This is a genomic window from Dyadobacter sp. UC 10 (assembly GCF_008369915.1).
In the GTDB taxonomy this organism is placed as follows: Bacteria; Bacteroidota; Bacteroidia; order Cytophagales; family Spirosomataceae; genus Dyadobacter.
In genome coordinates, this window is record NZ_VSRN01000001.1 from 304,885 (window position 1) to 328,627 (window position 23,743).

The window sequence follows — 23,743 nt, forward strand, 5'->3', positions numbered from 1 at the left end:
TTTTTTTATCAATATCCGGTATTTTGAGGGAATTTCGGTCCTTCTACTACCCTGTCAATCTGCGTTTGCGGAATGGGGCGGAGCATATTGAAATCTTTCACGTAAGGCGCAGCTTCCTGATTCCACTCCTGCACGCGGCGCACGAGCGAGCGCGTCCGGACGAGGTCGTGCCAACGCTGCCATTCTCCGAAAAATTCACGGCTGCGTTCGTCCAGGATGAAATCCAGCGTTACCTGTGCGGCCGTAATGGTCATAGCTGTTGCTGCTGCGGCGTTTTCGGCTGTTGAATTGGTTTTTTTGAAGGCGGCACGCTGTCTAACCACATTGATCAATGCAGCTGCTTTTGCATTGTTACCAGCTTTGAAATTCGCCTCAGCGCCGGTCATGTACACATCTGAGAACCGGTATAACACCGCAGGACGCGTAGAAGGATCATTAAAATTAGCGCCACGACTGGGGTCCATAAATTTTTTCAAAGCCGGGAAAATACCATTGTTCCAAAGACTAGGTGGCACCACAATGCCCTTGAATGGGCGGTTACCTACAAATTGCGGCGCACCCGGCACCTCGTAATCGGGCAACCAGACGGCAGTATCCACACCCGGAACGGTTGTATAGGAAATCCCACGCAGGTTATTGGTCGCATTCGCCTCATTTTTTACGACAGTATTTGAAATATAAACGGTGTAAAAAGAATTGGCATAACGCGAATCCACGTTGCGGTTGGTGAATGCCTGATCCAGGAAATAGTTTTTGCCAGCCCGCGGCCCGGTCGCAATTTTATCTGAATTAGGACGCATACGCACATACGGACGGCCATAATACGAGTCGCGCAGCATGCCGGAAGTTCCGTTATTGACAAATGCGCCGGCTGCATTTTTAATGGAGTTAATCCCGCTGTTGTTAGGATAATTCCAGTTGGTAAACCATGGGCTCAAATTTTGCGCTGCGCCTCCCCCAGCCTGTCCGCCAACCTGATAGTAACCATATTTCGGATCCAGCACGTGATCGCTTACGAACATGGTTTCTTTGCCATAATCGTTTGCGGGCACAAAAGCATCGCCGTAATCCTGCCACAAGTCGAGACCATAATCTGCTTTTTTGGCAATAATGTCGTCACAAATCATTGCTGCCTGTGTGAAATCAGCGGCTGTGTTATTCAGCCAGCCGCGCGTCAGATAAGCTTTGGCGAGCAACAGTTGCGCAACAGGCTTCGTGGCAGCTTTTCCCAAAAATGGCGCGGTCGGTTGGTTAGGCAGATCAGCTGCTGCTTCGGTTAAGTCCTGAATGATAAGCGCATACACGTCCGCTGCCGGCTGGCGGGATGCAGCTTGCGATGGCACGGTGATAAATTCTGTATGCAGCGGCACATCGCCCCAGGTTTGCACCAGATAGAAATACCAGAATGCCCTCAGAAACTTCGCCTGCGCCAGATATTGTTTCCGCGTAGCTTCCGGCAAATCAATGGTCGCGCCGTACTGCAGCACGCCATTCAATGTGTTAATATCTTGAAAAGCAATACCCCAGGCCGCACCGAAGTTGCTGCTATTTAGGCCGTTGTAAGTATAAGCAGGGCCTCCTCCGCCATTAACGCCTTGAACAAATTCATCGGTCCCGGCCTGCATTTCAACGGTAAAACCTTCGGTTCCCCACTGGCCACGGATGTCGTTATAAACCCCGGCTATCCCGCCCAGCACGCCTGCCGGGCTGTTGAAGTAGGAAGGAACGATCTGGGATTGCGGATGTTCTTCGAGCACTTTTTCGCAACCCGTACTGAGTGAAGCGATTAAGGTTGCTGTGATCAGGTTTTTTATGGATTTCATAGTCGGATTAGAATTTAAGGTTTACGCCCACAGTGAATTGCCTTACCGGCGGAGAGTTTAGGTTTACCGAAATCTGACGCTCCGGCGCGCCGCGGTCGCTGGCGCCTTGCGGGTTCAGCGTAGACTGGCCCGTGGCATAGCTGTTTCCTTCCGGATCGATCGCCAGATCGTCTTTTACCAATGGTGAGTAAATGATGAATGGATTGGTCAGGTTGACGTAAATTCTCGCCGAAGTCGCGCCGATTTTTTTGATCAGATCGCTTTCAAATGTGTAACCCAGGTTAATGCTGCGGCATTTGATGAACGAGCCGTCGTAGTAGCCCAGTGTAGAGCCAAAGTTGGCCACCGCGCCGCTGGCATCGGGAGCCGGGAATGCGTTGGTTGGATTACTTTCGGTCCAATAATCTGTTTTCACCTGATTTACACGGCTCTGATTAAAGAATGCAAAACCTCCCGAACCCGTGGAGTTGCCCGTTAAATAAGGCACCAGCACCTTCATGCCCATCCTGGCGTAGGTTACGATAGATGCATCGAAATTTTTGAAGCTGAAACGGCTCGTCAGTCCTCCCTCCCACTTAGGCTGGAAATTGCCGAGGATCTGCCGGTCGTTTGCATCGATTTTATTATCCCCGTTCAAATCTTCCACGCGGATTTGTCCTGCGAACTGGACCGGCGAAGTTTGCTTTGCCAAAGTCCCGTTTTCGGCATCAGCAGTCTGCCAGATTCCTAACTTTTTGTAATCAAAAATCACAGAAAGCGGTTGTCCCACAAACCAACCGGCGCCCAGGTTCGATTTTTCTTCCGGCTTAGTTAGCTGCGTAATTTTTTCCCGGTTGAAAAAATAAGTCGCGTCAATGCTCCAATTGAAGCCTTTTGGTTTTCTGACGATCTCAAAAGTCGCGGCTACTTCCAGTCCCTTACCTTCTGTTTTACCCAGATTTTTCAAAGTAGATCCGGCACCATTGCTCGGCGGAAGCGGCACGGATAGCAGAATGTCCTTGGTTTTTTGGTGATACCAGTCTACGGAACCTGTAATGCGATTATTGAACAAACCAAAATCAATTCCAATATCCACCTGCGAGGTCGATTGCCAGCTCAGATCGCTTGACGGTAAGCTAGTCACCGTGTAAGCCAGTTGCTGCCCGGCTGTGCCTAATCCGAAGTTGTAATAACCCGCAGACAATGCACCCAATGTCGAGTAAGCGCCCACATTCCGGTTGCCGGAAATCCCCCATCCGCCGCGCAGTTTGAGGTTAGAAATGAATGGAGCCGATCTCATAAAACCCTCTTCTACTACATTCCAGCCTAAGCCGATCGCAGGATAATTGAAGTACTGATTAGCCGGGGACAATGTTGAAGACCCATCGCGGCGCAATGTCAAGGTCAGCAAATATTTGTCGGCAAAGCTGTAATTAAGCCTTCCCATATACGATAGCAAACCGGTTTCCGAGAAGGAGTTTCCAAAATCCGACGGTGCGACAGGCTGGCCGGCTGCGAGCGAGAAATTAGAAGTTTTGATATAATCCGCAGGCACACCCGTAACCGTGAAGCGGCTTCCCAGCGAGTGGTTTTTGGTGTATTCGTAAAGCGCGGCAAAACCCAGTTTGTGCTTGTCTGCGAATGTTTTATCGAAATAAAGCAAATGCTGCAGGTTCACGTCCCAGTATTCGGTGTTGCTGATCTCGGCTGTGGATCCGGCTTGCGTGGTGGCCGTGTTGAAATAGGTCAGCGGGCCGTTGTAGTTATTCAAATTGGACTGACTGAAATTCAAACCTGCATTGAACCGGTATTTCAGTCCCGGCAAAATATTGACTTCCGCATACAGGCTGTTGAATGTCCTCAGCGACCGCGTGCGTCCCAAAGCCGATTCCTTTTTGGTCATTATCGTGAGCGGACTCACGATTGCCGCATCGATGGAACCTTCGGCTGGAAAGGTATTCACCGATCCGTCTGCATTGTAAGGCGAGGCCAATGGCGTCAGGCGCACCAGGCCGCCAGGTACACCTCCGCCGCCCGGCGTATTCGTGTAGGTCAGCGTATTTAATGTATTCAGACCGATTTTAATGTTTTTACCAATCTTCTGATCAATGGTCGCACGAAGGTTGAGACGCTGGAAACTCTGGTTCGGAATGATCCCTGTTTCATTGAAATAACCCAAACCCAGCGAATACTGCGTGTTTTCAACACCGCCTTGTAAGCCAAGCTGGTGATTGGTCATGAACCCTGGCTTGTAAATCAGGTCCTGCCAATCTGTGGAAACGCCTTTATCAAGTGCTTCCTGCTCTTTTTGGGTTAACAAATAGCCCGATGTGCCCGGGGCTGTGCGGTTGTATTTAGCTGCATCGGCTTTAAACTGTGCATACTCCCGGCCATTCATGACATTGAATTTGCCCATCACCTGCGTTTGTCCGTGGTAGCCATCGTAGCTGAAAACGGGCTTGCCAATTTTCCCTCTTTTAGTTGTTACCAGGATTACTCCGCCCGCGCCGCGAGAACCATAAATAGCTGTTGCAGAGGCATCTTTCAAAACTTCCAGACTTAAAATATCGTCCGGGTTAATGTCATTTAAACCGCCAAATGGAATCCCGTCCACCACTACGAGCGGCCCGTCCAGACCATCGCTCGACCCTGAACTGGTCGTCAATGTGCGGTTTCCGCGGATCCTGATCTGTCCCTGCGAACCGGGCGTGCTTCCGTTACTGATGATCGAAACGCCGGCCGCGCGGCCTTTCAGCTGATTGACCAGGTTCGGCGCGGGTACTTCTTTTAATGTGCTTTCACTGACCGAAACGACCGAACCCGTCACATCCCGCTTCCGCTGAACACCGTAACCGACTACGACCACTTCTTCCAGCGTCTTGTTGTCAACAGCTAATGTTACATTAATGATCTGCTGCGTGCCTACGACCACTTCTTTCGGCGCGTAACCCACGAGAGAGAAAACCAGAACTGCATTTGCATCCTGAACACTCAGCCGGAAATTCCCGTTCTGATCCGCGCTGGTGCCTCTTGTGGTTGATTTGATAAGGATATTGGCACCCGGGAGCGGTTCGCCATCGGGGCCGGTGACCTTTCCGGAAACCTCTGTGTCAGCCGCTGCTGCCGACCTGTGTCTGGTGCCGTAATCGGCCCATGCTCCGCTACCAGCAACTGCTTCCATGGAAGCGCCTCCGAGCAGCAGAATTGGAAGACCAGAGAGTCCGAGAATCCTGGCCAGCGTATTATTGGTTAATAAACGTTCATGCATTTTCTGTATGATTTGATGTTTAAATTAGATTGAATCATGTGGCTTAATTAGCGTTAGTTCGGAAGTGTCAATTTGACAATACTTGATTTAGATGTAACTTAGGCTTTTGAACAGCTTAAATACTGCATCACTTTTTCCAGATATTATTTGATTTATTGTCGACAAAAGTAGCGCAGCCGGGCAGCCTGCTGTGAGCACATTTGTTCATATTAAGGATACAATTGTTCAAATGGGCCAAAAAAATGCCTGATTCTGGGACAAACTTGCATTTTTGAGATAACTTTCATCCAGCCCCCTACTTAACCCGCATGATCAATGCGCTTAAAGATGCTGCTCACATTCCGTTTGTTCTGCCTGATTGTTGCCTGTTTTGCAGCGACGATCACGGCACGAGCTCAGCCTGCCGAACCGAAGTTCACTTCCCTGACTTCGACCGACGGATTATCGTCCAACACGGTCACCGCCATCCTGAAAGATCGTTACGGCTTGATGTGGTTCGGGACGGACGACGGCTTGAACCGGTTTGACGGCACGGACGTGATCGTGTACCGGCATGATAAAAAGGATTCGGCGTCGCTCAGGTCCAGTGACATTTCCTGCTTGCACCAGGATCAAAAAGGACGGATCTGGGTCGGGACGATCGAAGGCGGGCTGCATTTGTATGACCGTCGGAAAGATGCATTTGTAAGCATTCCATCCCCGCACAGTGTCATCAGTATGGCTAGTGATGCTTCTGGTAAACTTTGGGTAGGAACAACCGCGGGCCTGATTCAGGTAAACCCGGAAACCTATCAGATCCGAACATTCACCTCGGTAGCCAATATGCCGGATCAGATTTCCAAAGGAATGGTCCTCAGCATTGCGGTTGACAGTAGGAAAAGTGTTTGGGTGGGAACACGGACTGGTTTGTACAAAATTGACCCGTTGGATAAAAGCGGGGAATACATTAATTACCTGCAATCATTGCCGGATGAGGCTGGTACGCGACCGGTGAAGTCTATTGTGGAGGACCGGGAAGGGAATATTTGGGCAGGCACATTCAGCGGCGTTTTCAAGCTGAACCGGAATGGACAGGTCATCAGGCATTTCGAATATGAGCCCGATAACAAGCATTCCCTGAGTACCAATATGGTCTTTGCGGTGACGTGGGAAAACGCGCACCGGCTCTGGATCTGCACGGACGCGGGCCTGAACATGCTCGACACGCGCACGGGCATCATCACGCGTTACGGCCCCGATGCGCGAACCCAGTTCAGCCTGAGCAACAAATCGGTACGGAGTATTTTGTTTGATAATGAAGGCATTTGCTGGCTGGGCACTTACAAGGGCGGCGTGAATAAATATGATAAGAATCTCGCCATTTTTGGATTAAAGCGTTCCGATGTGAATGATCCGTATGGTTTGAGCGGCCCGTTTGTCACGGCTTTTGCGGAAACTGAATCGGGTGAACTGTTTGTGGGCACCGACGGCGGCGGGCTGAATCTGTACAACCGGCAGACTAACCTTTTCAAGAAATTCCCCATTAACCCCAAAAACAAAAACGCTGCTTCCGGACTCGCCATTTTAACATTGGAACTCACGGCCAGCAATGAACTCTGGATCGGCACATTTCAGGATGGATTATTTCAGTTTAATCCCAAAACAGGCGATTATACGCAGTTTTTGAGAGGGAAAGACTCCACCAGCCTGAGTAACAACGAGATTTTTTGTCTGGAAAAAGACCAGTCGGGCAAGTTATGGGTGGGCACCAATGGCGGCGGCGTGCATTTATACGATCCGGCGACGAAAAGTTTCAAAAGAATGTACGATCCGGGCATTCCGGTTGCGCAGCGGAGCATTCCGTTGAATGGCTACATCAGGGACTTATTGCTGGATCGCAATGGAAAGCTCTGGATTGCTTCGCATGGAACGGGGATTGCTGTTTTTGACCCGATAACACAAAAATCAATGCTGCTTGACAGACAGAGCAGCGACCTGGCCAGCAACATTGTTTTTTCGCTTTTGGAAGATAGCAAAGGGAACATCTGGGCCGGCACATCGGGTGAAGGATTGGCGCAGTATGATCCTCGCTCGAAGAAATTTATTACTTACGGAGCAAAGGAAGGATTGGCAAGCAATATTGTCAACAAAGGACTGGAAGATGCGCAGGGGCGGATTTGGGTGAGTACGAACCAGGGAATCAGCTATTTTGATCTGAAAAACAAAAAATTCATTAACTACACTTCCTATAATGGAATCCAGGACCGAACGTTTGTGCTCGGCTCGGGCATCCGTGCCCGTGATAACACGCTCTTTTTTGGCGGCATTGCGGGCTTCAACTACATTGACACGCGCAGCCTGCCGAACAGCAAACGCATTCCGCCGATCATTTTGAAGGATTTGAAAATCGGTAACCGCAGCATTACCCCCGCCGATTCAAATTTTATTGACGCAGACATTGCTGTTGCCAAAACCATCAGCCTGGATTACAAACAGAATTTTTCAATCGGTTTTGCGGCGCTGGATTATACCAATCCCAGGCAGATGCATTACCGGCACCGGCTGGTCGGGATGCAATCGGAGTGGAACGAGACGGGGCTTACGAATTTCGCCAGCTATACCAATCTGAGTCCGGGCGAGTATGTTTTTGAAGTGCAGGCCAGCGGTGACGGCATGAACTGGAGTCGGTCCAAATCGTTGAAGGTAATTGTGAAACCGCCGTTTTACCTGACGATTTATGCCTACATTTTTTACATTCTCACACCATTTGCGATTGTATACTGGATGAGACGGCGCGGCATTCAGAAGCTGCAAAGGCAGTTCAAAGAGCAGCAGCAGCGCGCGGAAGTGGAACGTGCTTTGGAGCTGGACCAGATGAAAATCAAGTTTCTGACCAATTTGAGCCACGAGTTCAGGACACCGATCTCGCTCATTCTGGCTCCTGTCGATAACCTGCTCGTCAAGACCAAATCTACCGAACTTCATGCGCCCGTGACCGCCATCAAACGGAATGCGAAACGACTGCTGAACCTGGTGGATCAGCTGCTGGATTTCAAAAATATGCAGGAGCAGGAAGTAAAGCTGGATTTGAAGCGTCGGGACGTTATTTTATTTATCAAAGACACCTGCGAGCAGTTCAGCGATCTTTCCATTCGAAAGGGAATCCAGTTTAAAGTTGAAAGTGCAATGGATCAGCTGGACATGGATTTTGATGCGGAAAAGCTCGAACGCGTACTATTCAATTTGCTCTCCAATGCATTTAAATTCACTCCAAAAGGCGGCGAAGTGGCTTTACACGTCCAGCCTCAAACGGATACTGACGGAAAACACTGGCTGCAAATCAACATTGCGGATAACGGAATTGGCATCGCCGAAGATCAGCATGAAAGGATATTCGACCGGTTTTTCCAAAGCGATACCGGCCTGACGGTGCTGAACCAGGGAAGCGGCATTGGCTTATCGATCGTAAGGGAATTTGTGCAGCTGCATCAGGGAAGGATCAATGTGGCCAGTCAGCCCGGCGCGGGGAGCATATTTATGGTAGAGCTGCCTATTGCGGATGAATTTCTTCCGATGGCTGAGCCGCCGGCAACAGTGCCAAAAACGCGTTCGGGTGAAATGGAAAATGGATTCAACAAGCTGGAAAAAGCCAATCCGGAAGATCCTTCCAATGTGCTGATTATTGAGGATAACGATGAATTCAGGCAATACCTGAAAGAAAGTCTGGCGCCATTTTACCACGTCATCGAAGCCAGCAACGGGAAAGAAGGCTGGCAAAAAACGCTCAGCCACCACCCGGAACTGATCGTCAGCGACGTGGCGATGCCTGAGATGGATGGCATCGCACTGAGCCAGAAAATCAAGTCGGACAAGCGCACGAAGCACATTCCGATCATTCTCCTGACCGCCAGCACCGGCGAGCAGCAGCAACTGGAAGGCCTCAGCTCCGGCGCGAATGATTATCTGACCAAACCATTCAACTTTGATATTCTGAATGCCAAGATCAACAATTTGATTCTGCTGAACCGGCTGCTGAAAGGTGTTTATTCCCGCCATATCCAGGTTTCGGGCAATGCGCCGCAAATGGAATCGAGCCAGGAAAAATTGTTGAAAGATATGTTGTCTTACATTGAAGAAAACCTGCACACTTCGCAGCTGAGCGTCGAAAATCTGAGCAAGCACGTGGGCATGAGCCGGGGAACGTTATACAGCAAAGTCCTGGAAATGAGCGGGCAGACGCCGATTGAATTCATACGCTCCATTAAACTGGAAAAAGCTGCATTACTGCTTGAAAACAGTGATCTGAGCATTTCCCAAATCTCCTACATGACTGGTTTTACGGCTCCCAATTATTTTGCAAAGTCATTTAAAGCCAAGTTTAATATGCTGCCAACGGAGTATAAGCTCACGAAGCGGAGGTATCCTGACCGGATGATATTGGAGCGGTAACTAATGCCATCCGTCCACCTATCCCCGCCCTTTGTTGGACAAATACCCTTTTCTGCACCCAAACCTTTGTCGAAAAGAGAAAGGTCAAATGGTCAGTATATTTAAAAAAGCGGCATCCGGGTTATTGGAGCGAATGCTGAGCAGTGTCACTGTGACGTCCATCCAACGATGGCATCCGAGCACACTTTACGAAGTGAAGCTGCACATTCCGCACATTAATATGGAAAGCTGGGATTCTATCAGGCCGTCCGGATCTTAGTCCCGGCGGCAATATTCTACAAATCTTCGCTAAAACATAGAACTAATTTTATAAACAAGTGTTTGCTTGTCGAACTATTCTTTTATCTTCGAATACATTCTTGTATTCATATAATATTAATTCGACTTCAAGCATCTATGAAACCACAAAGTACCTCAAAAAAATTACGTTTCGGGGTTAGTAAAAAGGTCATTACAAGTGTTTATGTGGCTCTACATATCATCATAATGACGTTCGTTCAACCCGCACTAGCAAGTCCTAAAATTGATCCTATCAGGTTCTCCTTATCTACCAGAGCCAGTCAGGTTGGGATTGGAGACGAATTTGAAATTCAAATTAAAGCGCAGTATTTATCAATACCCACCGGCACAGCATTTGTATTCGAGGGTACTAATTCATTTAGAATTAAGCTTTTGATGCCCGACGGATTTGAGCAGACTGGTGGTTCATACAGAGATTTTCTTAACGGGGAATTGACAGCGAGTAATCCAACAATCACCTATTTAGTCAAGGGAAGATTTACGAGATCCAGTAATGACAGGTCTTTTCGGCTGCTTAGAGGCCACAAGAAAGCCAGTGAGGAAAGCAAGCTTATTCAGGTGGCTACTTTGAGCTTTCTGGTGAACGAAGGGCAGGGCCAGGGTCAAGAGGAAGAAATTCAAATCATTAGTGAAGAGGTAGAAAGTACTGCCAGGTTGATGGCCGACTCTTTGAACAGCGTCATGTACATGAGCATAGCCGATCTGAGGAGCGGGAAAGCAGGGAATTGCCAAGTGGTATATTGCATCGATAATAATAAGGCAGGTATTTTCCGATACAGAGCCAGTAGTACGGCTGCCGACGACTCAGCAATGGTCATCGTGGCAGGCAACAGAAGATATTTTAGGGATTACGAATATATCCGGCCAGAATATTTTGGAGCAAAAGGAGATGGAGTAACGGATGATGCGGCTGCAATAAACCGTGCAATTGCGTATACGAAAAAAGGTGATGTAAAATTCAAATCGGGTACGTATGTGATTGGATCGCCTATAATTCTCTCAAGAGGAACTAGGTTGCTAGGCGAAGGTGCAGAGGACACTAGTCCGGGGCGAGGTACAGAAATCCTGTTAGCAAATAACGCAAACTGCTCAATGCTTCAGACCCAACTTGCAGCTGGAACAGGAGTAGCGACGCATTACATGGCCATTGAAAACATTGTGTTTGATGGGAATGCGGGTAGTCAATCTGATGCGAATATCGGGATAAATTTCAAAGGTGCTTACGTTACGTCCTATCTAAAGAACGTGATGATTGTAAACAACCGCGGGACAGCACTTAGCCTCTCAAACGGATTAGACGTCGAGCTCCACCATATTTGGGTCGTTAATTCATTAATCACAGATGCCAGCCGGTATGCCGTTGAAATTAACAGAGATGGTGTCGACAACCAAGACGGGTTGGTCCATTTTACACATATGTACATTGAAAATACCAAAAACAAAGCTTCCGGAGATCCCCGAAACGTTGTGAATGACAGAGGTAACGGACTTCTTGTAAGAAAGACTGCCACCTTTTTTATGACGGACGTGCATTTTGAGGGGATGAATACATGTATCAATCTAGATGATAATCATGTCGTAAATATTGGCAAAATATCTACGGCTCATTGCGGAGTACCTAGTGAGACAGACAATGCAATGATCAGATTGCCGAGTGCCAGCCCATCAGTGACAATTGAATCAACGGAAAGCTACAATACCAATTACAGCTTCATATTGAAGAAAGTCAATGGGTTTACCAGCAATGAAATTCCAGATGTGCCATTTTACCCTTATTCTCATGGAATTCGTTTCAACGACGATTTATCAAGAGCGCCTTATTTGCTGCCGAGAACTACCGTAGCAAACACATTGACGATTGGAAGGGTTGGAACAACTAGCCCTCAGCAATTGCGAATCAACAACGACCTTCAGGGATCCTCAAGCGGTTTCTTTAAAAGTAATGGCCGGTTCCTTGATTTTGGAACAAACTTTGGCAATCCCAGCGATCGAACTGTCCTGCGTTTGGATGTACCGGGAACGGGGACGGCAAGGTCAACCTTTTTTTCAAAGGTTAGTTTTAGTGACCGTGTTATCCTTGGAGAAGCTACTGGCCCAATGGACGAATTTAATTCATTTGCAATTGTTTCCGGGATTACCGGGCTAGGTAAAGGGCCTGCGTATCAAAGAAAACTAAACGGTGTAGCTGGTTTAAATTACCTTTCATCAGTGAGGACTACATATACAAACCCGGATTCCAGCGCATCCTACATTGGCGAGTTCCTGTTTAACAGGGCAACGAAGAAATATTGGGTGAGTATTTCCTCAGGAAGTGGCGCTGCGGACTGGCAATTAATGAGCCATGGACCAGGCATTGTAAACTACGGCACATTTGATAAACAAATACGAGTTAAGAACGACACAACTGCCGCTTCTACCGGTGCATTTTTCAAAAGTAATGGCCGTTACATTGATATCGGTTCAAATTATGCGAATTCTGGAAGCGATAAGGTTGTACTAAGATTAGATGTACCCAATTCAACTACGACACAGGCCTTTTTATACGGAAAAGTAAACCTCAATGCTCCTTTGGTACTTGGCGAAAAGAGTGGGCCAATGGATGCAGATAAATCAATTGGCATTGTTTCGGGAATTTCCGGAACCGGCAAAGGCCCGGCGTATCAGCGAAAGGCCAATTCAATAGCTGGGACAAGTTTTTTTACGACAGTCAGAAGTGGCACTGCGAATCCGGACTCAGGTGCAACTTATCTCGGCGAGTTCTACTTTAACAAAACGACTAAAAAATATTTGGTAAGTACCTCAGTCGGGCTGGGTGCAAATGACTGGCAGCAAATGAATAATGGTGCGGGAGTTGCATCATACGGCACGTTTGACAAAGTGATCCGCATTAAAAATGATACAACAGCTAATTCGACAAGCGCCTTTATAAAAAGCACAGGCAGGTATATTGATATCGGGTCAAACCATGCCAATTCGGGCACTGACAAGGTTGTATTAAGATTGGATGTTCCAAACTCAACTACCACACAAGCAACCGTCTACGGAAAAGTAGTTCTTAATTCACCAATTACATTAGGTGAAAAGGTCGGCCCGATGGATGCCGATAGATCCTTGGCAGTAGTTTCAGGAATCGGGAACCTGGGCAAAGGCCCTGCTTACCAGAGAGTTGCAAACAGCACATCAGGAACTAACTTTATAACGACTGTGCGAACCTCTGCCAGTGATCCGGGATCTAGCGCATCTTACCTCGGCGAATTTTACTTTAACACCACCACAAAGAAATATTTCGTCAGTGTATCGGTTGGAACCGGAGTTACTGATTGGCAATTGATGAACCATACTTCGGTGACACCCATTAAGAAAAGCGCAACCCTTAATTTCCCCAGCGTTGCACCTGGTGCCAGCGCTGATTTAACCATCTCTGCAGGTGGGGCGGCAATAAACGATTTCGTAACACTTGGGCCGCCAAGCTTACCTGTGGGCTACGCATATACTGCCTGGGTTTCGCAAACGAATGTTGTCACAGTTCGTCTGACAAACAACACCACAGCGGCTATTGACCCTGGATCAGCCAACTATCGAATCATGGTGACTAAGTAGATATCAGGAGCAAAGAAGACAAACAGCGTGCCGGTTTTGCACTTTTTAGGCAAAAACCGGCACTTTTTTGTCCCAGTATATAATATTGCCAAGGCGCTGTTGTCAGATTAATTTGGCCAGTATATTGTCAGTTAGTATATTTGCTTTCGATTTACTCACGTGGCTTCTTGATGAAATTTGTCTTTTGTTCGGTTTTTGCCGTTTTCTTTTCCTGCTATTGCTATTCTCAAGGCAACAACTATCTCCTTCATTTAGAAGCGCAAACATCGGCGATCAGCGATTCCCAGGTACCATTCTGGCTGAGAAGTAACCAATATGGAAGCGTTCCTTTGTCAGGCCTTTCTGCTAGTTTTCTCGCACGGGCACAAAAGAATTACGACTCCACCTCCAAATTCTTCGATGTAGGAGCAGCAGTAGAAGCGCGTGCAAATCTAGGGAAAGAGACCCGGCTACTGTTGATTGAAGGGTATGGGAAAATAAAACTTGGCGTTTTCGAAATCAAAGGTGGCAGGATGAAGGAGTCATTTGGACTCACAGACACTCTGCTTAGTACGGGAAATTTCGCCATCTCTGGCAATTCACTGGGTATTCCCAAAATACAGTTGTCAATTCCCGAGTTTACATATATACCCTTTTTAAAGAAAGTCCTGGCGGTCAAAGGCGTGTACGCCCAGGGATGGGTCGGAACGGTACCTATACAGAATAAGAGAGTAACTGAAGCCGTCACCTACTTCCATCAGAAAGCCATTTACTTTCGGTTAGGTCAACCGAACTGGCGGCTGAAACTCTATGGTGGTTTTGCCGATCAGGTATTTTATGGCAATGAAGCGAAGATTTTCGAATCCTTTATTCTAACCGACTGGCAAAAATACAGATCGGTCGTTTTTGGAAAAAACTGGGCTTTCAGCAAAGTAGGAAATCATGCGGGGAATATCGATATTCGATTAGAGTATACATTTCCGACTTTTCTAATGTCGGTATATCGCCAGAACTTTTACGAAGTTGGGGCACTATATCATCTTGCGAATATCGCGGATGGGATCACGGGTTTAAGCATTGTAAACAGGAAGACGGAGGCGAAAAAATTCTTCTGGAAACGGTTCGTTTTTGAGTTTTTGTACACAAAAAATCAAGCAGGTGAACGCTGGTCGAAGCCTACACCGACCGGAAACGAAGACTATCATAATCATTACCTTTATCAGGAAGGATGGAGCTACAGGCAAGCTAATCTGGGCACTCCCTTTATCACACCAGCTTACTTGGCCAGGGCCGACTTACCTTCGGAGGCTACAAATTATTTTATCAATAACCGGGTTTCAGTTTTCCATATCGGATCTCAGTTTCGTTTTCTGAATTGCGATTTTATGAATAAGTTCTCCTACTCCACCAATTTTGGCACCCATCAGACAAGAAGAACATTTCCAACCGTAAATCAGTTTTCCGGATACATGGAAGCACATCGGGACCTGAGAAAGGGATACAATGTAGGTGTGGTGGCAGCGCTGGATGCCGGCAAGCTTCTGTATAATACAAGTGGTGTAATTTTCAGTGTTTCAAAAAGATTTTAATTTCGAAAATGCTTAAGTGGCTCTTTAATTCGCCGTCTACAAACAACATAGATCTTTCAGCAATAGCGGTGGACATGCACTCTCACATGGTTCCGGGTGTAGATGATGGAGTCGAGACAATTGAAGAATCGATATTAATGGCGGGAAAGCTCGAAGAGCTGGGTTATCAAACTGTTTATACAACACCTCACATCATGTGGGATTGTTACAGAAACACCCCCGAGATTATTCGTAAAGGTGTTGAGGATGTGAATAACGCCCTGGCTAAAACTTCCATTGGTGTGAGACTACATGCCGCAGCCGAGTATTTTTTAGATGAGCATTTTAACGATCTTTTGGATAATGACCAGGAGCTGCTCACCCTGCCAGGAAATAGGTTACTGGTTGAATTGCCCTATTCCACACCACTTTTAAATGTGTCGGAAACTTTATTTCGGATTGCTCAAAAAGGATTTCAGCCAGTTCTAGCCCATCCGGAACGTTACACGTATTATCATTCAGACCTTCCTGTTTTTAGAAAATTTGCTGATCAGGGATGTGAATTGCAAATGAACATTTTATCCATTACCGGTCATTATGGTGAAGGTGTTGAACGAACAGCCCGCTGGCTTCTTCAGAATAATTTGATAACGCTGGTCGGGACGGACGCCCATCGCCCCGGACATTTGGATTTAATCAAGAAGATGCAAAGCTCTAAATTATTTAGGAATTACAATTTTAGAAACAAGGATGTTTTAATATGAAAATTCATTTGTACAAATACAAAGTTTGTATTTATGGATTTTTTTAAGAAATCACATCAAAAACTCATAAGAACTTTTCGTAACTTGCATACATCAAATTTCTGCACGAACCGCTCTCTTCGCCACCAAATTGACTATCCTAATTTTCTAATATTTGATTGACAGCATGTTAGCAGAATTATTAGACTATTTACAAGCCACTATACCATAGTACGGATACCTTGAACTTTTAAGCAGTTGATTAAATCTTTCAAAAACCCCTGTTCACAAATATTGCTATGAAAAGCCATTTAAATTCATTGTCTTCTTTGCGCATATACATTTATCTTGTATTATTTGGAATTGGCTGTCTGAATTTTTCATGCGTCAATCCGAAAGCAGTTGTATATTTCCAAGGTGACACAACCAGGATAAGCAGCTCTCCGGTTGTTAACACATATACGCCAACCATTCAGGTTAATGACATGCTTTCCATTGTTGTCGGGAGTTTAAATCCTGAGGCAAATGAGATATTTAATTCTATCAACAGCTATACCACGACAAGTACCAGTTATTCGGGTGCAAGCGCAAATTCCCGGCAGCCTTTTGGTTATCTGGTGGATAGTGAAGGAAATATTGAACTGCCTTTGGCGGGTAAGATAAGACTGGAAGGTTTAAAGCTGAGTGCCGCTGCGGATACCATTAGAAGAAGGCTTACTGTTTACCTGAAAGAGCCCTCAGTAACGATTAGAAATCTCAATTTTAAAGTGTCTGTGCTAGGGGAAGTGAAACAACCTTCGGTTTATGTAATTCCGGATGAGAAGATCACGTTGCCAGAAGTTCTTAGCCTCGCGGGCGATCTTACCATTTATGGCAAGAGGACGAATGTAATGATTATACGGGAAGAAAAAGGTGTTCGGCAATATGCAAGGCTGGACCTAACTTCTCGGGATGTTTTTGAATCTCCCTTCTATTACATCCACAAAAACGACATTATTTACGTAGAGCCAGTCAAAACTCGTATTGCATCTACGGACCGCGTGTTACAACTCACACCGCTTATCGTTAGTATTGTTTCTGTAGTATCGATTGTTATATATCGTTTTGCCAGATAAATCCAAACCAATTTATTACATCACACAACTCAACACAAAATGGCAGGATCAACTGATTTTTATGCAGAAGAGGAAAAGGCATTTGACCTTAACGAGTACCTCCGCCGATATGTAAGGTTTTGGTATTTATTTCCGTTGTTCTTAGTGCTTTCCTTAATAGCGGCTTTTTTTTACCTCCAGGTTACTCCTCCAACTTATTTGTCGAAAGCTACCCTTTTGGTCAAAGATGAAAAAAAGGGTATCGAGAGTGATAACGGCATCATGGAGGATATGGCTCAATTTGCAGGAAACAAATTGGTGGAAAATGAAATAGAAATTCTCAAATCGCAAACATTGATGGACCAGGTCGTAAAGGGGCTTGGACTTGATATCGCGTGTTATGCGATGGACGGATTAAAGACTGTCGACCTTTATAAAAACAGTCCTGTCATTGTGAAACCAGACCTGATTTCGGAATTCGCTTTAAAGAATCCTATGACTATCCGCATTGTGGATGAAAACCATTTCCAGATTAACGATGAAACTCCAAAATTTGCTTATGGCCAAAAGCTTCGAAATGCCTGGGGGATTTTTAAAGTAGAAAAGGGTGCGTCATCGGATTTCACAGATATTGAAGTGAAATTCTCAGATGCAAAGGCACTTGCTTCCGGTATGATGGCCCGGCTCATTATCGACAAACAGAATATTAAGAGTACTGTTTTGCTTTTGACTTTCGAAGACCCTTCCATGCAACGCGGAAAGGATGTTTTGAATGAATTGCTGGACGTTTACATCCAATCGTCATTAAATGACAAGAACAGCGAGGCAAGTAATACTTTGAAATTTATAGAAAGCCGGCTAGGCCTGATTACCGGTGAATTGGGAGATGTTGAGAGGGACGTTGAGTCATACAAACGGAACCAGGGGTTGACCGATGTGAGTACGGAATCTAACCTGTTCTTAGAAAACATTAAAGAGAACGACGCCAGGTTAAATGATGTCAACATCAAACTAGGCGTTCTGGAAAGTGTCGAAAATTACATAAGGAATGCTGGTGCAGGCGCAGTGGCCCCTGCTACCTACCTGATCAATGATCCCGTGTTGGTTTCGTTACTCAATAAATTTAATGAGCTTCAACTTCAAAAGGAGCGTTATGCGAGGACTACCACGGAAAACAACCCGATTGTCGAGACTATCACCACTCAGCTTGCCAGCACCAAACAGGCAATAACAGAAAACCTTCAAAACTTACGAAGGGGAATGGATGTGACAAAGCAAAGCCTCGAATCAGTCAATAATAAATTTTCGGCGGGCCTGAGAAGCATTCCTCAAAAAGAGCGGGAATTCGTTGGAATCAAGAGACAGCAATCAATTAAAGAAGGACTCTATCTCTATTTGTTACAAAAGCGAGAAGAAACGGCCCTTGCGTATGCTTCAACAGTGACAGATACAAGGTTGGTAGATGCCCCTTCTGCTTCATCAGCAGTCGTATCTCCACAAAAAAATCTCGTCTGGTTCGGTGCCGGAATCATTGGATTGATCATTCCGGCTATTTTAATCAATATTCTGATTCTCCTTAATAATACAGTTCAGACCCGGGAGGAGATCGAGCGTCTGACCCACGCCTCGATTCTTGGCGAAATAGGTGTCATGAAGAGCACCAAGAATCAGCCTCAGGAAGCTATAATAAAGATGACCAGCCGCAATGCTGTCGCAGAACAGTTTCGTGCACTCAGGACCAATTTGCAGTACTTAGGGAATGGCAGATGTAGGAAAATCCTGTTTACTTCTTCTATCGGTGCAGAAGGAAAAAGTTTTGTCAGCGTCAACCTTGCCGCCAGTCTCGCTTACTCCGACAAGCGTGTTATTCTCATAGGGCTCGATCTTCGGAAACCTACTCTGCATGAACGCCTGGAAGTCGCCAACTTGAAAGGAGCATCCAACTATCTGGTTGGCCAGAACAATTTGCAGGATCTTATTCAGGCAACCGGAGTGCATCCCAGATTTGACGTCCTGACAAGCGGTCCTATTCCTCCCAATCCATCTGAGTTACTTGGAAATGGAAGACTTGCTGCCATGCTCAATGAACTAAGCACGCAATATGACTATGTTCTGATTGACGCTCCCCCGTTCGGTCTTGTTACCGACGCTTCGATCATCGCAGAACACGTAGATGCAACTCTTTATCTTGTTCGTTTTAATTACACGCTACGCGATCATTTGAAACGAATTTCTGATTTGCAACGCAACAAGCGTTTTAATAACCTCTCGATCATTTTTAACGGGGTCAACTACGGTGCCGGATATGGATATGGTTATGGTTATGGCGGCTACGGATACGGTTATTATGCAGAAGCAGAGGTTTCCACAAGCAAGCTGCAGCAAGTAGAATCGAGACTGAGAAAGCTCGTCCGCAAAAGCTAAAATCGCGTTTTTTTAATCCCTTTCTGCATGCTGCTGTCGACGGCTGGCAGAAAGGGATTTGCATTTAATTAATCGACCTTTGTTCGCACACCTTTTTCTTTTTCAACAAACGATGGTTTTCATGAGTAGGCTAGACATCAGTTGTCACCTTATTGAAGTGCCTACACTTTCTTATTACAGTATTTTGATCGGTTCAATTTGAAGATTTCATGCATTTTTTTGACTTATCGAATAACTAAGACAAAAATTTGTATTGCATTCAAAATAGTATTATTTTTATTTTCGCAACCGGATTATCGGTTTCAAGCAAAGTCAGTTAAATTACTCAACGATAAACATGAAAACTTCACCTCTAAGTCCTTTCAGGACAGACAAAATCCTTTCTATCCTGGGTAGAGTTAATTCTCAACAGTTGTTTATTTACTAACTATCTTATTCTTCGGATGAAACTAGCAGTAGTCGGAACGGGATATGTAGGCCTTGTTACAGGTACATGTTTCGCAGAAACTGGAAATCAGGTAACCTGTGTGGATATTGACACAAAAAAGGTTAGTCAATTACAAAACGGCGAAATTCCAATATATGAGCCTGGATTAGATATTCTTTTTGATAGGAATATAGCAGAAGGGCGCCTGAGCTTCACTACCAATCTGAAAGAAGGTATTGAAGGGGCAGAAATAATATTTCTCGCCCTCCCTACTCCACCTGGTGAGGATGGATCAGCTGATTTGAAATACATATTGAAGGTGGCAGACGATTTAGGACCACTTCTAACGCAATACACTGTAATAGTTGACAAAAGCACAGTTCCTGTCGGTACCGCAGAAAAAGTGCATGCCCGGATCGCAAAAAATGCAACGGTGGGTTTTGATGTCGTTTCTAATCCCGAATTTCTGCGTGAAGGTGTCGCTGTTGAAGACTTTATGAAGCCTGACAGAGTCGTTGTCGGAACCACTTCTGAATCGGCAAAAAAGTTGATTGAGAAGCTCTATGCTCCGCTGGTACGTCAGGGAAATCCGGTGATTTTTATGGATGAGCGCTCAGCGGAAATGACTAAATACGCGGCTAACTCGTTTTTGGCACTCAAAATTACCTTCATGAATGAAATTGCCAACCTTTGCGAACTTGTCGGTGCTAATGTGGATGATATTCGTCGTGGAATTGGCACAGACAGCAGAATAGGGAAGCGTTTTCTATTCGCAGGTATAGGGTATGGCGGCAGCTGCTTTCCCAAAGATGTACAGGCATTAGCAAAAACCTCGGCAGACTATGGCTATGACTTTCGTACATTGAAGTCCGTAATGGCAGTGAATGATGATCAGAAGAAAAAACTCATCCCGATCGTCCGTGAATACTTCGATGGAAGTCTTCACGGCAAGACTATTGCTGTTTGGGGATTAGCCTTCAAACCATACACGGACGACATACGCGAGGCACCTGCGTTAGAAAATATTAAAGCTTTACTGTCAGAAGGAGCCAACGTAACTGTTTATGACCCGGAAGCAATGGATAATGTGAAACAGATCATTCCGAACATCACATTTTGCCATACAGCTTATGCGGCATTGGACGATGCTGATGCGCTTATGATTTTCACCGAATGGCCCCAGTTCCGAACGCCTGATTTCACTAAAATGGGCAAGCTGCTAAAAGAAAAGGTAATCTTCGATGGACGTAATCTGTATGAACTAAACCAAATGCAGGATCTTGGCTTCACATATTACAGTATCGGACGTGAGGCACTAAACGTAAAGGAGGTAATTGACCTATAAGTTACATTCACCAATCGACGACAGCCAGAGCTGTCGGTTGCTCAATAGGCAGGTAGTTCAATTAGCTTGCTATTAAATAGCATGTCTTGCTGCTTCTGAGTATATCTATCAGTCTAGCTTCGATCATATAATTATTAACCCAAACAAGATCATGTCAAAAGTCGCATTAATCACAGGTGTAACCGGGCAAGACGGAGCATATCTGGCAGAGTTACTGCTTGATAAAGGTTATACAGTCCATGGAATCAAACGGAGAAGCTCTCTCTTTAATACGGACCGCATAGATCATCTTTATGAAGATCCGCATGTGAATGACCCGAGATTCATTCTCCACTATGGAGATCTTACGGATTCGATGAACCTTACCCGAATAATTCAGGAAGTTCAACCGGATGAAATTTACAATCTGGCTGCCATGAGTCATGTGCAGGTGAGTTTTGAGATGCCTGAGTATACTGCAAATGCAGATGGAATTGGCACCCTAAGGATCCTGGAAGCAGTTCGTTTACTGGGTTTGACTAAAAAGACGAAAATCTACCAGGCCTCCACTTCCGAGCTTTATGGATTGGTTCAGGCTGTTCCGCAATCCGAAACCACACCTTTTTATCCAAGATCGCCATACGCTGTTGCCAAACTGTACGGGTATTGGATTACCGTGAATTATCGAGAAGCATATGACATGTTCGCTTGCAATGGCATTCTGTTCAACCATGAATCGCCCCTGCGCGGAGAAACTTTTGTAACTAGAAAAATCACCAGAGCGGCTGCCAAGATAGTTCTGGGGCTTCAAGATTGCCTCTATATGGGGAACATTGACGCGCAACGCGATTGGGGGCATGCCAAGGACTATGTGGAGGCCATGTATTTGATTTTGCAGCAGGAAAAGCCGGAGGATTTTGTGATTGCAACCGGGGTAACTACCAGGGTACGTGAGTTTATCAGACTAACTTTTGCCTTTTTAGGCGTTGACTTGGAATTTTCCGGAACGGCCGAAAACGAAACAGGAAAGATTTTGTCGCTAAACATTGACAGACTTACTGAATTAGGAATTAATACCGGAGATCACCTGAAGCCCGGTAATACTGTTCTAAAAATCGACCCGAGATATTATCGACCAACTGAGGTGGAATTGTTGATAGGAGATCCAACCAAATCTCAAACCAAGCTCAATTGGAAGCCTAAATATACCCTGGAAACACTCATAGAAGATATGGCCGCTGCCGATTTGAAACTTTTTCAAAAAGATCAAATTTTGCTGAAAGAAGGTTTTGGCGTACTGAATTACTTTGAATAGGATCACCAGCCACAAAATCGATAGGTATGCTATTTAATTCGCTTGGGTTTATGATTTTCCTGCCAGCGGTCTTTCTGATCTACTGGTTCGTTGTCAATAAATCATTAAAAACACAAAACGTCTTTTTATTGCTCAGCAGCTATTTCTTTTATGGTTGCTGGGACTGGCGTTTTGTGTTTCTACTGGCCTTTTCGACTTTCCTCGATTATTTCTCAGGATTAAAAATTCATAATACCGATACAGCAATCGAAAAAAAAGTATGGCTTTTTACGGCTGTTATTGTCAACATTAGCTTCCTGGGTTTTTTTAAATATTTCAACTTTTTCTCGGAGTCTTTCGCTACTCTTCTGCATTCCTTCGGAATGGAAGCACACGCTACAACTTTATCTGTTATCCTTCCGGTAGGCATTTCATTCTATACCTTTCACGGTTTATCATATGTATTTGATATTTACAACGGCAAAATTGAGCCAACAAGAAACTTTGTTGACTATTCTTTATTTGTAAGCTTTTTCCCATTGTTGGTAGCGGGTCCGATCGAACGGGCGACCCACCTTCTTCCACAAGTAGAAAAACCCCGCGTATTCAATTATACACGGGTGGTGGACGGCCTAAGGCAAATTTTATGGGGTTTTTTCAAAAAAGTCGTTATCGCGGATAACTGTGCGGAATATGCCAATTCCGCCTTTAATAATACTGCGGACGCCTCTCCCCTAACTTTAATTTTTGGAGCAATTTTCTTCGCTTTTCAGATATATGGTGATTTTTCGGGTTATTCTGACATTGCTTTGGGTACCGCCCGCCTATTTGGTTTCGAATTGTTAAAAAACTTTTCCTTTCCCTACTTCTCTCGTGACATTGCCGAATTTTGGCGCAGATGGCACATTTCCCTATCCTCCTGGTTTCGCGACTATCTCTATATTCCATTGGGAGGAAGTAAAGGAAGCATGTGGATGAAAGTTCGCAACACGTTTATCATTTTTTTGGTTAGTGGTTTTTGGCACGGAGCAAACTGGACATTTATCGTTTGGGGAGCAATCAATGCTCTTTTCATTCTCCCATCAATTGTCCTGAAAACGAATAGGAGGAATATGGAAACAGTTGCTCAGGGCAAACTATTACCTTCCTTCAGAGAATTAATAGCGATGGGAACAACCTTTTCCATAACTGTTCTCGCTTGGATATTTTTTCGCGCAGAAAGTTTAAAACATGCATTCTCATATATCGCCGGCATATTCTCAGGTTCTTTCACAAGGTCTCCACAATCTGGATACCGACTAATCTTAATGCTAATTGTACCCTTTATGATTATTGAATGGCTGGGGCGTGAGAATAACTATGCCCTTGAAAAACTTGGCTTTCGCTGGAGTCGCATTGCAAGATGGTCTTTTTATGCATCAGTGATTTTTATCATCGGAATATATATGCAGACAGAAGAAACTGCATTTATTTATTTCCAATTCTAAGGTCA

Annotated in this window: 12 protein-coding genes; 10 read left to right on the forward strand and 2 right to left on the reverse strand. The window is 45.4% G+C overall.

From position 1 onward, the window contains the following. Positions 1-8: 8 nt before the first annotated feature. Together FXO21_RS01100 and FXO21_RS01105 are read right to left on the reverse strand one after the other, a co-directional pair. A complete protein-coding gene (locus FXO21_RS01100) occupies positions 9-1,823 on the reverse strand; it encodes a RagB/SusD family nutrient uptake outer membrane protein (protein ID WP_149638365.1) in 1,815 nt (604 codons plus the stop codon). Between the two features lie 7 nt (positions 1,824-1,830). Beyond that, the gene (locus FXO21_RS01105) at positions 1,831-5,070 is read right to left on the reverse strand and encodes a SusC/RagA family TonB-linked outer membrane protein (RefSeq protein WP_149638366.1); all 3,240 of its coding nucleotides are present in this window, start codon (positions 5,068-5,070) and stop codon (positions 1,831-1,833) included. 315 nt (positions 5,071-5,385) lie between these two features. Between FXO21_RS01105 and FXO21_RS01110 the strand changes: the two genes are divergently transcribed. The 10 genes from FXO21_RS01110 (at position 5,386) to FXO21_RS01150 (ending at position 23,738) form a co-directional block, all read left to right on the forward strand. After that, complete coding sequence (locus tag FXO21_RS01110; RefSeq protein ID WP_149638367.1) at positions 5,386-9,498, forward strand: hybrid sensor histidine kinase/response regulator transcription factor; 4,113 nt, start codon at positions 5,386-5,388, stop codon at positions 9,496-9,498. Positions 9,499-9,586: 88 nt separating this feature from the next. Continuing rightward, positions 9,587-9,757, forward strand: a complete 171-nt coding sequence (locus tag FXO21_RS28650; protein ID WP_192579138.1) for a hypothetical protein — start codon at positions 9,587-9,589, stop codon at positions 9,755-9,757. Positions 9,758-9,894: 137 nt separating this feature from the next. Further along, positions 9,895-13,398 carry a glycosyl hydrolase family 28-related protein gene (locus FXO21_RS01115; protein WP_149638368.1) on the forward strand — a complete coding sequence of 1,168 codons (3,504 nt, stop codon included), beginning with the start codon at positions 9,895-9,897 and terminating at the stop codon, positions 13,396-13,398. A 170-nt stretch (positions 13,399-13,568) separates the two neighbouring features. Continuing rightward, positions 13,569-14,966, forward strand: coding sequence for a capsule assembly Wzi family protein (locus FXO21_RS01120; protein WP_149638369.1), 1,398 nt, complete (start codon positions 13,569-13,571; stop codon positions 14,964-14,966). 8 nt (positions 14,967-14,974) lie between these two features. Beyond that, on the forward strand, positions 14,975-15,709 hold the full coding sequence (locus tag FXO21_RS01125; protein ID WP_149638370.1) for a tyrosine-protein phosphatase: 735 nt from the start codon (positions 14,975-14,977) through the stop codon (positions 15,707-15,709). Positions 15,710-15,987: 278 nt separating this feature from the next. Next, entirely contained in the window at positions 15,988-16,803 is an 816-nt protein-coding gene (locus tag FXO21_RS01130) for a polysaccharide biosynthesis/export family protein (protein ID WP_149638371.1), read from the forward strand. A gap of 39 nt (positions 16,804-16,842) precedes the next feature. Then, positions 16,843-19,206 (forward strand): GumC family protein, encoded by a 2,364-nt coding sequence (locus FXO21_RS01135; RefSeq protein WP_149638372.1) that lies wholly within the window; start codon positions 16,843-16,845, stop codon positions 19,204-19,206. A gap of 443 nt (positions 19,207-19,649) precedes the next feature. Further along, positions 19,650-20,978 carry a UDP-glucose dehydrogenase family protein gene (locus FXO21_RS01140; protein WP_149638373.1) on the forward strand — a complete coding sequence of 443 codons (1,329 nt, stop codon included), beginning with the start codon at positions 19,650-19,652 and terminating at the stop codon, positions 20,976-20,978. Between the two features lie 151 nt (positions 20,979-21,129). Next, the gene (gene gmd, locus FXO21_RS01145) at positions 21,130-22,272 is read left to right on the forward strand and encodes a GDP-mannose 4,6-dehydratase (protein WP_149638374.1); all 1,143 of its coding nucleotides are present in this window, start codon (positions 21,130-21,132) and stop codon (positions 22,270-22,272) included. Between the two features lie 50 nt (positions 22,273-22,322). Next, a complete protein-coding gene (locus FXO21_RS01150) occupies positions 22,323-23,738 on the forward strand; it encodes an MBOAT family O-acyltransferase (protein WP_310586875.1) in 1,416 nt (471 codons plus the stop codon). Positions 23,739-23,743: the final 5 nt, after the last annotated feature.

What these genes read in the sequence shown, in the direction of transcription:
- FXO21_RS01100 (WP_149638365.1), bottom strand. Translation starts at nt 1,823, where the DNA reads ATGAAATCCATAAAAAACCTGATCACAGCAACCTTAATCGCTTCACTC.
- FXO21_RS01105 (WP_149638366.1), bottom strand. Translation starts at nt 5,070, where the DNA reads ATGCATGAACGTTTATTAACCAATAATACGCTGGCCAGGATTCTCGGA.
- FXO21_RS01110 (WP_149638367.1), top strand. Translation starts at nt 5,386, where the DNA reads ATGCGCTTAAAGATGCTGCTCACATTCCGTTTGTTCTGCCTGATTGTT.
- FXO21_RS28650 (WP_192579138.1), top strand. Translation starts at nt 9,587, where the DNA reads ATGGTCAGTATATTTAAAAAAGCGGCATCCGGGTTATTGGAGCGAATG.
- FXO21_RS01115 (WP_149638368.1), top strand. Translation starts at nt 9,895, where the DNA reads ATGAAACCACAAAGTACCTCAAAAAAATTACGTTTCGGGGTTAGTAAA.
- FXO21_RS01120 (WP_149638369.1), top strand. Translation starts at nt 13,569, where the DNA reads ATGAAATTTGTCTTTTGTTCGGTTTTTGCCGTTTTCTTTTCCTGCTAT.
- FXO21_RS01125 (WP_149638370.1), top strand. Translation starts at nt 14,975, where the DNA reads ATGCTTAAGTGGCTCTTTAATTCGCCGTCTACAAACAACATAGATCTT.
- FXO21_RS01130 (WP_149638371.1), top strand. Translation starts at nt 15,988, where the DNA reads ATGAAAAGCCATTTAAATTCATTGTCTTCTTTGCGCATATACATTTAT.
- FXO21_RS01135 (WP_149638372.1), top strand. Translation starts at nt 16,843, where the DNA reads ATGGCAGGATCAACTGATTTTTATGCAGAAGAGGAAAAGGCATTTGAC.
- FXO21_RS01140 (WP_149638373.1), top strand. Translation starts at nt 19,650, where the DNA reads ATGAAACTAGCAGTAGTCGGAACGGGATATGTAGGCCTTGTTACAGGT.
- gmd (WP_149638374.1), top strand. Translation starts at nt 21,130, where the DNA reads ATGTCAAAAGTCGCATTAATCACAGGTGTAACCGGGCAAGACGGAGCA.
- FXO21_RS01150 (WP_310586875.1), top strand. Translation starts at nt 22,323, where the DNA reads ATGATTTTCCTGCCAGCGGTCTTTCTGATCTACTGGTTCGTTGTCAAT.